This is a genomic window from Thermosynechococcus sp. M3746_W2019_013 (assembly GCF_015296045.1).
Classification (GTDB): Bacteria; Cyanobacteriota; Cyanobacteriia; order Thermosynechococcales; family Thermosynechococcaceae; genus Thermosynechococcus.
Genome location: NZ_DVDW01000016.1, coordinates 62,864 through 74,082 on the forward strand (window position 1 = coordinate 62,864; position 11,219 = coordinate 74,082).

Sequence of the window (11,219 nt, forward strand, 5' to 3'; positions counted from 1 at the left end):
CAACTACCTTATCAATCCATGATTATACGGAGGTTTGCGATCGCCTCAGAAAGGAAATTTTCGCGATATTTTAATCTTGCAAGAGGAAAAACCGATGAGCCACTCCTCTGCCACCGAAGCTGCCAAGTAAACTAGTGAAAAATCAGGATCAGGAGTAAATTCATGAATGACAACGAGTTGTTTGCCGTTTTCGTTGCCGATGTTGTCAATGGTACCGGCAGCCTTGCCTCCAATCCCAACTATCGCATTGAGTCCGTCCTAGGAACTTTGCAACTGGTGGACAACCGAACTGGCCTCATTGCCATAGGCAAAAGTGAAGAGGGTCAACCCCAGATCACAGTCAAGCGCTACTGCGATGCGTGGGAATCTTTGCGACAGGCATTGATCCATAGTTCATTTTTTCCGGACCTTGCCTACAACAAAGCACCACTGGTGCCCTTTACCCGTGCCCCCATTCCCAAAGACTATCAGCTCTATGATTGTGCTGCCGGTGAGATGTGGCGCTGTTGGCGACGGAGGACAGTTGATCATGTGCATATCTATACCGCGAATCACTGGCGATCGGTGGGGGAGGTTTCCTGTAGTGGCGGTGTGGTCTTTATCCTTCTTCCTGATCTGGAGAAAGGAATTGAGATAACCAGTTCTTCGCTGATGTCTTGGTTAGGCGTTCCCAATCCTTAAAACCCTAAAACTGCTTAAGAAACTACGGATTGGGGAGAGCGATCGCCCCCATGGCTCAAATGGAGCAAACAGAACCCAAAGATTCCAGAGATAATATTAAGTAACTTATGGAGTAACGACCAAGCAACGTCAACCTTGCCTGCTTGCGATCTCGCCAGCCGATTTCCCTCCGAGGCAACTATGTCAGAACCCCACCGCGACACCAACATCGGCCAAGTCCTCATGAACCGGTATCGGCTCACGGAGTTAATTGGCAAAGGCTCAATGGGGCGGGTCTATCGCGCAGAAGATAGTCTCCTTGGGGGTGTTCCCGTTGCCGTTAAATTCCTGTCCCACAGCCTGCTCAACGATCGCATGAAAACCCGCTTTGCCCAAGAAGCGCGGGCGGGTGCTCTCCTCGGCCAGAAAAGTATGCACGTGGTGCGGGTGCTCGACTACGGCATGAACAACGAGGAAATTCCCTTCTACGTCATGGAATTTTTAGAGGGAGAAAACCTCAGTGATTTGCTCCTAGAAGAACCCCTGCCTTTAAGCCGATTTCTGCGCATTGCACGGCACATGTGCCTTGGTCTTCAGGTAGCCCATGAAGGAATTATCATCGAAGGCCAAAAATGCCCGATTATTCATCGTGACATCAAACCCAGTAATGTCCTTGTGATTCAGGATGGCACGATGGGGGAACTCGCCAAGCTATTAGATTTTGGGATTGCCAAATTTTTGGGGGATGTCTCTGAAAAGGGTCAAACCTCGTCGTTTATGGGCACTTTGGCCTATTGTTCGCCAGAACAAATTGAAGGGCGGGAATTGGATCACCGCTCTGATATCTACAGTCTTGGCATCACCATGTATGAGTTACTCACAGGCAAGATGCCCATTCAGGCGGAAAGCCACTCTATCGGTAGTTGGTTTAAGGCGCACCACTTCCAAAAGCCCATTCCCTTCAATGTGGCGAGTCCGGGGCTGCATCTTCCCCCTGCCCTTGAGGAACTGATCATGGCCTGTATGGCCAAATCCCCCAGTGATCGCCCCCAAAATGTTGGGGAAATTATCAAAGTTCTCACAGCTGTTGAGGAACAGTTTGGCAGTACTCGAGTCACCCAGCCGGGGGTAGGGGTTGCCGCCAAAGTATCTCAACCCTCAGAACGCCAATCTCAACCGCCTGTTGCCCTTGCGACGGTTGAGGAAGTCTGCTGGCAAAGTGTTTGGCCTGCGGATAAACCTGTAGCGGAAATTGTCTTTCCCGTGCCCTTGTATGCCCAACGGGAATCAGCGGCGTCGCTGTGGGTGATGTTGCCTCGGTCAGAGATTGATCGGCGCATGCTTAATCTTCGCTACAACCAGTTTCTCTTCACCACCAGTCCCCACCCGATGATCCTCTGGATTACGGCTATTTATGATCCCCAGCAAGGTCCCCGCTGGTTGCCCTGTTATTTGGATATGAAGCTGCCACGCAACCAAGAACTCTGCCTTTTGCTTTCGGAAACGGGTTATTACCCGCTGCTCTTTTTCTCCCTTGAGGATCCGCAACACTGCCTCAATGTCCGCATGTTTACAATCGCAACCTTCCAGCGGCAACTCCTACGGGACTGGCTGCAAACCAGTAAAAACTTACCCAGTTCGGCCCCAGCGGTTGTGAGCCGTAATCTCCTCAAGGCAGAATTTGAAAACTATAAGCCCCAAATCCTCGCCAAGCTAGAGAACGTGAAGATGGCTACAGTCATTGATTAGGGATATCGCGATCGCTCTCTAGGGCAGCAATAGAGAAAAATATATTAAGAGTTGTTGCGCAATTGGTAAAGAATTGTTACAGTGAGGGTACAGGGTTCGATCAGGAGTCAAAACCATGGAAGATACCAAAACCATTAAAGCTGAAGACCGCAATGCATGGGTGTTTGGATTTACCCCCCAAGCTGAAATTTGGAACGGCCGCCTTGCCATGATTGGCTTTGTGGCGGCACTGCTCACAGAACTGATCACCAAACAAGGCGTGCTTCACTTCTGGGGTCTCCTCTAGACCTTCACTTTCTCCCAATTTTCAGCGGTCAAAGTGTCATTTTGAGGTCAGTAATGGCCTCTTTTTTTTGGCCAATTGACGGTTTAACACCGCTTTTCCCCCAAGCGATCACACAGGTGAAACACGAAAGACCAGATAGAGGATGGCTCTCCCTTTATGCATCCCAATGCTAAGAACGATAGCGGGAAGCTCCGCTGTCAAAGCTTGAATGATTTCGGAATTGAGAGTTTGGGAATCTAGGAGTGATTTACACGGGGAATCCCCAGACTATAGTTGCGCACACGACTATTGAGGTTGTAGCCAATTTCCCCTTGCATCAGTAAGAAGCGAATAAAGTGCTCCAAGTCTGAGCCAATCCGCCGCAAATTGTATTCCGTCAGGTCTTCCCCTGCGGCATTGGCCACCAATTCCTGAAACTTGGCTTCCACTTTCGCAAGGGCGGCTTCGTTCCACTCCAATTCGTTATCGGGATCCACATTCAGCGTCAGCGTTTCGGTATCAGGATGAACTTCACCATCTACCACATGGCCGGCATAGATGTGAACGTGGCGTGTTGTGGACTTCAGTAGCATGGCTAATCCAATGACGAGTGGACAGTAGTTCGTAAACGCTTTTACTATACCAAGAATTCTTTCAAGGAAAGTTTAGAAAAACTCATGCTTTAGGCCAAGAATCAGTAATGGCACTGAGCTGGTTTCTATGCTGCTTTTGGCTAGCGATCGCTGAACATCAAAGGGGCAATCGCCCCCTCTATCAATCCAGATTTTAGGTGCCTCGCAAAATTTCCCATTTGCGGATAGGGTGGGCCGGCTGATTTTTGCATGCCGGTCGTTGCCACAGGCGCGGCCGACCACTGGCCCAAGGGGAGGGTCACTGTGGGGACGGATGTTAACCCCCTCCCCATTGGCGCGAGTAATACTGAAGGCGTTAAAATGGCATTAAAATCATATCTATCATATTTACCGACAACTGTAACGGTTTCGCCCGGCTGGCGATTGATTTGGTAAAACCAACGCGGCCCCGCATCCACCATCACTTGGCCAGTGCTGTTATCGAGGATGAATGGATTACCAACGACGCTGCGAACTGTGCCGCGAATGGTCATCCCCTGAAAGTTCGTCAAATTGTGAATCGGTGTTGCCGACGGGGCACAGGTCTCAGTTATTGGCGGAAGAACGACCTCCGTAATACCGACAAAGAGAGGACAACTAAGGCTCCATAAACGTTTTATAACCATTTTTTCCTAATTTTTCCTAAATATCTTGGCTTATAATTTAGGGAACAAAAAATGATAGAAATATAATCAGAAATTATGCTTATGGGAAGTAAAAAACACATTGGTTTCTTGACCCACACAACTTTGAATTTCTATGTTTGAATTTCTATGTTGCCCTCGATGGGCATCGACAATTTGCTTGACGATCGCTAGCCCCAAACCAAATCCCCGCGGTTGTTCCTGACCTTGGCAAATGCGATAAAAGCGCTCGCACCGATGGGGAGGCACGGCTTCTGGAATACCGCTCCCCCTGTCCACGACAGCAATTTGAACATCGCGATCCGTAAATGTAGAGCAAAAGGCTGACAATTGGCCAGTTGTCCTTAGAGCCAAAAATAAAAGGTACTCAATAGATGCGTAGTTTGTTTAGCCATTTGAGAAATGTTGGTTGGATTTTGCTCCACTGTTATCAGAGATTCAAGAGCCGTTTAGAGCAGTTTCTTTATCTAAAGTGCCATGTGAATGGGCTGTTGCTGATGGAGATCATGAATACGCATTCCTCAAGGCGGGGGCGATCGCCGGTATAAAAAACTATGGTAACCATGTTGAAATTCCATTGCAATTAGACAACAAAGAGCCAAGTTCAGTTCCGTGTAAGTTTAAGGTTGAGCAGAAGGGGAAGGCGTGCTTAACTTAGTTAAAGAGTTTTTAACATTTGCTCTATGCCCTTGATAACGTCACTTTTGCAACCTTTGCCTGCCGATGTTGCAGCAGAATCAGTGAACCTGGCGGAAGCGGGTCCATTGATCTTGGCCGCTGTTCTGCTGAGTCTAGTGGTGATCTACTTTGCCAGCAAAGTCGGCGGTGAAATTTGTGCCCGCATTAACTTTCCACCTGTACTGGGAGAACTGGTAGGGGGTGTGGTCGTTGGTATTTCCGTCTTGCACCTGTTGGTTTTTTCTGAAGGGGGACCAACGGAACCCTCGGTTCTGACGACCTTTATCCAACAGACGGCAGGCATTGATGGCACTGTCGCTTCAGTAGTTGCCAATACCGCCAGCGAAGTTATTTCCGTCCTCTCGGAAATTGGCGTCATGATCCTGCTCTTTGAGATTGGTCTGGAGTCGGATTTAGAGGGCCTGCTGAAGGTGGGGCCTCAGGCTGCCATCGTTGCTGTGGTGGGGGTGGTGACTCCCTTTGCCGCTGGCACCCTTGGCCTTGTGACGCTGTTTCATGTGGACTTGGTCCCCGCCATCTTTGCCGGTGCGGCTCTCACGGCAACCAGTATCGGGATCACGGCCAAAGTCCTTGCGGAGATTCAACGGCTGACTTCCCCGGAAGGTCAAATTATCATTGGGGCAGCGGTTCTGGATGACATTCTTGGCATTATTGTGCTGGCAGTGGTGGCGAGTCTAGCCAAAACCGGCACAGTGGAGATCAGCAATGTGATCTATCTGATTATTAGCTCCGTCGTATTTTTGGTGGGCTCTGTGATGGTGGGGCGGCTGCTGAGTCCTTTCTTTTTGGGGATGGTCGATCGCCTGAGCACACGCGGTAACTTGCTGGTTCCCTCCTTGATCTTCGCCTTTGTCCTGGGTTATGTGGCTGTGATTCTGCAACTGGAAGCGATTCTCGGTGCGTTTACCGCTGGCTTAGTCCTTGGGGAAACAGAAAAACGACGGGAGCTAGAGGAGCAGGTTTTGCCCATTGCCGATATGTTGGTGCCGGTATTCTTTGTCTGTGTCGGCGCACGCACCGATATTAGTGTTCTCAACCCCCTAGAATCGGCCAATCGTGCGGGTCTGATCATTGCCTCTTTCCTCGTGCTGGTGGCCATTGTTGGTAAGGTGGTCGCAGGAGCAGCGGTCTTTGGTCAGCCGGGAATTAACCGCTGGGCGATTGGCATTGGCATGGTGCCGCGAGGCGAAGTCGGACTGATTTTTGCCGCTGTCGGGTCTGCCAGTGGTGTCCTCTCGAAGGCTCTAGATGCTGGCATTATCGTGATGGTGATTGTGACCACGTTCGTTGCGCCCCCTCTGTTGCGCTTGGTCTTTAAGCCAGAGGCCACAGAGGTGTTACCGACCTCGGATATTGCAGTAGAGTCTCCCCGAGAAGGATAGCAATGGAACCGATTACGGTCATTGGTGGTGGTTTAGCCGGTACAGAAGCGGCTTGGCAAATTGCCCGTGCCGGTCTGCCGGTGGTGCTGTATGAAATGCGCCCGCACGTGGCCAGTCCAGCCCACCATACGGCGGACTTGGCAGAGTTGGTATGCAGTAATTCCTTTGGCGCCAAGGCGAGCGATCGCGCCACGGGGCTATTACACCATGAACTGCGTGCCCTTGGGTCACTGATTATTGCCACTGCCGATCGCCATCAAGTGCCTGCCGGCGGCGCCCTGGCGGTGGATCGCGCCCAGTTTAGTCGTGAGGTAACTGAAACCCTCGAAAGCCATCCCCTCGTGACAGTGCGGCGCGAAGAACTGCCCCGCCTCCCAGAAAACGGGATTGTGGTCTTGGCCACCGGCCCACTGACCAGTGAGGCCCTGAGTGCCGATCTTCAATGCTTTACCGGACTGGACTACCTGAGTTTTTTTGATGCCGCCAGCCCAATTGTGGTCGGGGAGTCCATTAACCGTGAGGTGGCCTTTTTGGCTTCCCGCTATGACCGCGGCGAAGCGGCTTATCTCAACTGTCCCTTCAGTGCTGAAGCATACCAGCGGTTTTGGCAGGCGCTTTGTGAAGCTGAACAAGCGCCCCTCAAGGACTTTGAGCGCGAGAATGCCCAATTTTTTGAGGCTTGCCTACCCGTAGAGGAATTGGCGCGGCGAGGGGTGGATACCCTGCGGTTTGGCCCTTTGAAACCTGTGGGCTTGCGGGATCCACGCACGGGGGAGCGTCCCTATGCGGTGGCACAACTGCGCCAGGAGGATCGCCATGGCCAACTGTGGAACTTGGTGGGGTTTCAAACCAATCTGCGCTGGGGGGAGCAGCAGCGGGTCTTTCGCATGATCCCCGGCTTAGAGCAGGCGGAGTTTGTGCGCATGGGGGTGATGCACCGCAATACCTTCTTAAATGCCCCGAAGTTATTGAGGGCCAGTCTTCAGTTTCGCGATCGCCCCACCCTCTTGGCAGCGGGTCAAATTACCGGTACCGAAGGTTATACGGCGGCGGCAGCAGGGGGCTGGCTAGCGGGAACGAACGCGGCTCGCTTGGCACGGGGACTTGCACCCTTGGTATTGCCCCCAACAACGATGGCTGGTGCCCTCTTTCACTACATCAGTACCGCTGAGAGCAAAACCTTCCAGCCGATGCCCCCCAACTTTGGCATTTTGCCACCCCTAGAGCAACCAGTGCGTCAAAAGGCGTTGCGCTATGCCGCCTATCGCGATCGCGCCCTCAAAGATTTAAGCACCTGGGCAACAGCCATGTCGCTGCCCCTACAGCCTCTAGAGTTAGATGGGTGCAATCCTGCTGCCGTTGAAGCTGGAGCCTAAGATAAGCTGGGGGCAAAATTGGCAAGCGATCGGGCCACTCAATGGCCACAATCCCGGGCTCAATTTCTTCGCCGAGCCAATAGCGTTCTGGCGCCAAGGCCGCCACTTCAGCAGGCGTCAGGCGATAGAGATCAAAGTGATAGAGGGGTACACGCCCTTCGGAATATTCCTGAATTAGGGTGAAGGTGGGGCTTTGAATGACATCTTCAATGTTCAATCCCTCCCCCAAGGCTTGCACAAACGTGGTTTTTCCTGCCCCTAGCTCTCCCGCCAACAGGAGCACTGTCCCCGGCGGCAGCCATGTCCCCCACTGGCGCCCTAAGGCTTGCAGTTCTGCCAAACTCAGGCTGAGGTTCGTCATTTAGGCTGGCACTGCTTCTAGGAGTCGCGAAAAGTAAAAGCGAGTTTTGGTCATGGCATTGCGCTCAATCCGCCAACCCAAGTTCCGCAAAATCTCCACAATAAATTCCTCACTGTGGAGATAGGCACGGGTGGCCTTGCTGGCGCCGGGGAAGAATTCACCAATCTTCTTCAGCAGCATATATTTTGGTGTTTTGGGGGCAAAGCTCAGAATCAGCCGCTCCATGGCCAAAGAACTCAAGTGGGCTAGCATCCCTGCCATTTGGTTGTCGGGATAGTGGATGAGGACGTCGAGGCAGATGACGGTATGGTATTTTCCCCGCAGGGCTTCAAGATCACTGACACTGAGGATGAGTTCATGGTGGCCATTCAACTGAACAGCGGCGCGATCGCGGGCTTCGGCCACCATTTTTTCGGAAATGTCGCTGGCATAGACCCGTGCCCCTAGCTTGGCAAGGGGAATACTTAAACTGCCGACACCGCAGCCAGCATCACAAATGAGTTGACCTTTGAGGGAGCCATCAGCGTTGAGCCATGCCAGGACGGTATCAATCGTTTGTTGGTGTCCCATGCGGATATCCGCCTGCACCTTGCTGACCTGGTCTGTGCCATAGATGCGTCGCCAGCGATCGAACCCAGTTGTGTTGAAGTAGTTTTGAACGATTGCCTTTTCGTCAGCCGTAGATTGCGTCATAAGTTCCCGATGAATCGTCATTGCCCCAATTATTGTGGCATAGGGGCTGTGGTTTGCAGTGCCAATCGGGTACTCACCAGCCCCAAAATGACGCCAATGATGATCAGGAACACACCTAAGCCCGCTGACCATTCAAGGGAAACTTTGCTGGCAAGGGCGCGAAAGCTGGTCTGTTGGGCTAGCCACTGCTGAAGCTGTTGACTACTTCCCCAACCAGCCATCCACGCCAAGGCACCGCCACCGCCACCTAGACTAGCCGCTTGAATAAATAGGGGCGTATAAATCCAAGTTTGGGTGGCACCCACGAGGGTCATGATCTCAATTTCGGGTTGGCGCACAAGAATAATCAGCCGCAAAATCGCGCTCACCAGAGCAACTACCGTTAAACTCAGTAGCAGCACCAAAATGAACGTGACGCCCCGCACCACCCGCTGCATACTTTGCAGGCCCGTTAGAGCGCGCTCAAGGTACTGCACAGACTCAATGCCTTCCTTTTGGGCAATTTGGTTAGCTAAGGGAGCCACCTGTTCGAGGCTCTGGGCGCGGATCTTGATTTCATCGCTGAGGGGATTGGTGTCAAAGAGGTCTAAACCGCCCTGTTCACTTTTAAGGCCTAAATCAGCTTGTAATTCTGCCCAAGCGCGATCGCGATCAATCCAATTCAAATCGGCTACCGCCGGTAATGCCGCCAACTGTTCCTTGAGGCTGGCTACTTTGGCTGCGGGAAGTTCAGGCGACACATAGGCAGTAATTTCTAAGCGATTGCCAAGGGACTCGACACTGGCGCCGAGGAGGTGGGACACTTGCCAGCCCCAACCAAAAATAAACAGCGTCACAGCAACAGCAATCACAGCGGCGCCATTGAGCCAACCGCCGCGCCAGAGACTGCGGCGTACTTCCGAAAGCAAAAAGTCAAGGGTGGGTAAGGAACTCAAGTTTGCCATGGTGCAAATGGAGAATCCGATGGGGAACTAGGCGGGTCAAGGCTAAATCATGGGTAGTAAAGAGGACTGTTAACCCATGTTGATGCAGACGATGGAGCAGAGCAAGAATTTGCTGGCTGGTCTGGGGATCCAGATTACCGGTAGGTTCATCCGCTAGTAATAGCTCAGGACCACCGACAATGGCACGGGCAATGCTCACCCGCTGCTGCTCTCCCCCCGATAAAGATTGGGGATTGGCATTGGCTTTGTGGCTCAGTCCCACCAGTTTGAGCGCCGTTTGCACCCGCTGTTGAATTTCTGCTTTGGGAATACCGCGCACCAGCAGGGCAAAAGCCACATTTTCTGCAACTGAGCGATCGCCCAAGAGCTTAAAGTCCTGAAAAATGACCCCCAAGCGCCGCCGCAACTGTGCCATTCGCCGATCCTGCTGGGGATTGACCTCCTCGCCAAAGAGGCGAACGATGCCGTGATCGGGTCGCAGTTGACCGCAGAGGAGTTTTAAGAGGGTGGATTTACCCGACCCCGAGGCACCCGTCAGAAAATAAAAGTCTCCCCGTCGCAGCTGCCAACTGACGCGATGTAAGCAGGGCAACGCACCACCAAAGGACTTCGTGACTTGGTACAGTTCTGCAATGATGGCCCCCTTAGAGGTTGGTTCGCAGGGGGATACCACGGGGGTTACTGCTGTCATCGGGATGAGAAACGCTGTCGCCCATGCAAACGACTCAGGAGTGCTTTCCATGCAAATTGGGGTAGCGCCAGCATGCGCCGCCAACGCCAGGGTTCTTGGTAAAGACGGTAGAGCCACTCCAAATGGAGTTTTTGCATCAGTTTGGGTGCCCGCCTTTTAACCCCTGCCCAGACATCAAAACTACCGCCAACACCGACCCAAATCGCTTGGGGACAAATATGGCGGTGGCGATCGATCCAATATTCCTGACGCGGTACACCCAAAGCAACAAGGATAATATGGGGTTGGGTTTCTTTCAGCTTTTCAATGAGGGCAGCTTCCATATCCGCATCGTGGTAGCCCGACTGCACGCCAACAATCTTTAAGTTCGGCAGCTCTCGATGCCAGCGCTCAGCCACTTTTTCTGCTACCCCCGGTGCTGCCCCATAAAAGAAGACCCGTTTCGGCTGCGGAGAGTCATTGGCCAATCGCAGTAGGGCTTCGGCAAATTCAATCCCCGGTAGACGGCGCACAGAGAGGCCATGTAACCTCAGGTAGAGAATGACCCCCGACCCATCGGGAATCACCAAATCAGCACGGTGTAAAACGTCAGCAAACTCTGGTGTGCGCTCCGCCAGTATCACCATCTCTGAATTGAGCGTGATCACGTGTTGGCCATGACCATCTCGCTGTTGCATCAGCAACCACTCAGGGGCATTGTCCACCAAATGGAGGGGAAATCCCAAAACTGAGACTTTTGCCGGAATGGTCGGCATTACAAGGGGGTAACCCATAGGAAAGTTGAGCACAAGAGACACCCAGTATCTTACAGCCCTTCTCACAGCAGGTGAACACTCTGAGCAAAAGAGCGTGATAGACAGGAGAAGGCTGCCGTTGTGGACCCCTATCCTCTGGAAAAGGGCTATATCGCATATACAGGCTCACCGCCACGGGATATGCTTTGTTGAAATCCACGAAACCTGTTTGCTAGATTAGAGTCGTTATTAAGATTCGTAAACCTGGCTCTTATCGTGCCATTGAGCTACCTCACGAATCTGCCTTAATGACTTCCCTTCGGAGTTGAGTTTTATGACGATCGCGATTGGACGAGCGCCAGCAGAACGGGGATGGTTTGACATCCTCG

The 11,219-nt window shown here is 52.3% G+C and carries 13 protein-coding genes; 5 read left to right on the forward strand and 8 right to left on the reverse strand.

Annotation, left to right across the window (positions count from 1 at the left end):
* Positions 1–162 precede the first annotated feature (162 nt).
* The 3 genes from IGQ16_RS03060 to IGQ16_RS03070 all read left to right on the forward strand — a co-directional run bounded on the left by IGQ16_RS03060 (position 163) and on the right by IGQ16_RS03070 (position 2,695).
* The gene (locus IGQ16_RS03060) at positions 163–681 is read left to right on the forward strand and encodes a hypothetical protein (protein WP_297060195.1); all 519 of its coding nucleotides are present in this window, start codon (positions 163–165) and stop codon (positions 679–681) included.
* A gap of 180 nt (positions 682–861) precedes the next feature.
* The gene (locus IGQ16_RS03065) at positions 862–2,409 is read left to right on the forward strand and encodes a serine/threonine-protein kinase (protein WP_297041004.1); all 1,548 of its coding nucleotides are present in this window, start codon (positions 862–864) and stop codon (positions 2,407–2,409) included.
* 115 nt (positions 2,410–2,524) lie between these two features.
* The gene (locus tag IGQ16_RS03070; RefSeq protein WP_011056299.1) at positions 2,525–2,695 is read left to right on the forward strand and encodes a chlorophyll a/b-binding protein; all 171 of its coding nucleotides are present in this window, start codon (positions 2,525–2,527) and stop codon (positions 2,693–2,695) included.
* A gap of 236 nt (positions 2,696–2,931) precedes the next feature.
* Here the strand turns inward: IGQ16_RS03070 and ndhM are convergent, their stop codons facing one another.
* The 3 genes from ndhM to IGQ16_RS03085 all read right to left on the reverse strand — a co-directional run bounded on the left by ndhM (position 2,932) and on the right by IGQ16_RS03085 (position 4,280).
* Complete coding sequence (gene ndhM, locus IGQ16_RS03075) at positions 2,932–3,267, reverse strand: photosynthetic/respiratory NAD(P)H-quinone oxidoreductase subunit M (RefSeq protein ID WP_024125097.1); 336 nt, start codon at positions 3,265–3,267, stop codon at positions 2,932–2,934.
* A 140-nt stretch (positions 3,268–3,407) separates the two neighbouring features.
* Positions 3,408–3,932: a hypothetical protein gene (locus IGQ16_RS03080; RefSeq protein ID WP_297060197.1), complete on the reverse strand. Its 525-nt coding sequence runs from the start codon at positions 3,930–3,932 to the stop codon at positions 3,408–3,410.
* Between the two features lie 66 nt (positions 3,933–3,998).
* Entirely contained in the window at positions 3,999–4,280 is a 282-nt protein-coding gene (locus tag IGQ16_RS03085) for a HAMP domain-containing sensor histidine kinase (protein WP_297060199.1), read from the reverse strand.
* Positions 4,281–4,633: 353 nt separating this feature from the next.
* Between IGQ16_RS03085 and IGQ16_RS03090 the strand changes: the two genes are divergently transcribed.
* Both IGQ16_RS03090 and trmFO read left to right on the forward strand, forming a co-directional pair.
* Positions 4,634–6,031, forward strand: coding sequence for a cation:proton antiporter (locus IGQ16_RS03090; protein WP_297060201.1), 1,398 nt, complete (start codon positions 4,634–4,636; stop codon positions 6,029–6,031).
* A 2-nt stretch (positions 6,032–6,033) separates the two neighbouring features.
* Complete coding sequence (gene trmFO / locus IGQ16_RS03095; RefSeq protein WP_297041661.1) at positions 6,034–7,407, forward strand: FADH(2)-oxidizing methylenetetrahydrofolate--tRNA-(uracil(54)-C(5))-methyltransferase TrmFO; 1,374 nt, start codon at positions 6,034–6,036, stop codon at positions 7,405–7,407.
* On the opposite strand, the gene tsaE is transcribed toward trmFO, so the two are convergent.
* The 5 genes from tsaE to IGQ16_RS03120 are packed head-to-tail and all read right to left on the reverse strand — an operon-like array spanning position 7,310 to position 10,884.
* Positions 7,310–7,768 carry a tRNA (adenosine(37)-N6)-threonylcarbamoyltransferase complex ATPase subunit type 1 TsaE gene (gene tsaE, locus IGQ16_RS03100; protein ID WP_297060203.1) on the reverse strand — a complete coding sequence of 153 codons (459 nt, stop codon included), beginning with the start codon at positions 7,766–7,768 and terminating at the stop codon, positions 7,310–7,312. The genes trmFO and tsaE overlap by 98 nt on opposite strands.
* The gene (gene bchM / locus IGQ16_RS03105) at positions 7,769–8,461 is read right to left on the reverse strand and encodes a magnesium protoporphyrin IX methyltransferase (protein ID WP_024125103.1); all 693 of its coding nucleotides are present in this window, start codon (positions 8,459–8,461) and stop codon (positions 7,769–7,771) included.
* A gap of 29 nt (positions 8,462–8,490) precedes the next feature.
* The gene (locus IGQ16_RS03110; protein WP_297041663.1) at positions 8,491–9,405 is read right to left on the reverse strand and encodes a permease-like cell division protein FtsX; all 915 of its coding nucleotides are present in this window, start codon (positions 9,403–9,405) and stop codon (positions 8,491–8,493) included.
* Positions 9,374–10,096: a cell division ATP-binding protein FtsE gene (gene ftsE, locus IGQ16_RS03115; RefSeq protein ID WP_297060205.1), complete on the reverse strand. Its 723-nt coding sequence runs from the start codon at positions 10,094–10,096 to the stop codon at positions 9,374–9,376. Before ftsE ends, IGQ16_RS03110 begins: the two co-directional genes overlap by 32 nt.
* On the reverse strand, positions 10,093–10,884 hold the full coding sequence (locus tag IGQ16_RS03120; RefSeq protein WP_255325229.1) for a WecB/TagA/CpsF family glycosyltransferase: 792 nt from the start codon (positions 10,882–10,884) through the stop codon (positions 10,093–10,095). The genes ftsE and IGQ16_RS03120 overlap by 4 nt, the downstream gene beginning before the upstream one ends.
* Positions 10,885–11,219 lie beyond the last annotated feature (335 nt).

Bases quoted from the DNA above. Each gene is read 5' to 3' on its own strand.
- IGQ16_RS03060 (WP_297060195.1), top strand. From the start codon at position 163: ATGAATGACAACGAGTTGTTTGCCGTTTTCGTTGCCGATGTTGTCAAT.
- trmFO (WP_297041661.1), top strand. From the start codon at position 6,034: ATGGAACCGATTACGGTCATTGGTGGTGGTTTAGCCGGTACAGAAGCG.
- ndhM (WP_024125097.1), bottom strand. From the start codon at position 3,267: ATGCTACTGAAGTCCACAACACGCCACGTTCACATCTATGCCGGCCAT.
- bchM (WP_024125103.1), bottom strand. From the start codon at position 8,461: ATGACGCAATCTACGGCTGACGAAAAGGCAATCGTTCAAAACTACTTC.
- IGQ16_RS03090 (WP_297060201.1), top strand. From the start codon at position 4,634: ATGCCCTTGATAACGTCACTTTTGCAACCTTTGCCTGCCGATGTTGCA.
- tsaE (WP_297060203.1), bottom strand. From the start codon at position 7,768: ATGACGAACCTCAGCCTGAGTTTGGCAGAACTGCAAGCCTTAGGGCGC.
- IGQ16_RS03080 (WP_297060197.1), bottom strand. From the start codon at position 3,932: ATGGTTATAAAACGTTTATGGAGCCTTAGTTGTCCTCTCTTTGTCGGT.
- IGQ16_RS03110 (WP_297041663.1), bottom strand. From the start codon at position 9,405: ATGGCAAACTTGAGTTCCTTACCCACCCTTGACTTTTTGCTTTCGGAA.
- IGQ16_RS03065 (WP_297041004.1), top strand. From the start codon at position 862: ATGTCAGAACCCCACCGCGACACCAACATCGGCCAAGTCCTCATGAAC.
- ftsE (WP_297060205.1), bottom strand. From the start codon at position 10,096: ATGACAGCAGTAACCCCCGTGGTATCCCCCTGCGAACCAACCTCTAAG.
- IGQ16_RS03070 (WP_011056299.1), top strand. From the start codon at position 2,525: ATGGAAGATACCAAAACCATTAAAGCTGAAGACCGCAATGCATGGGTG.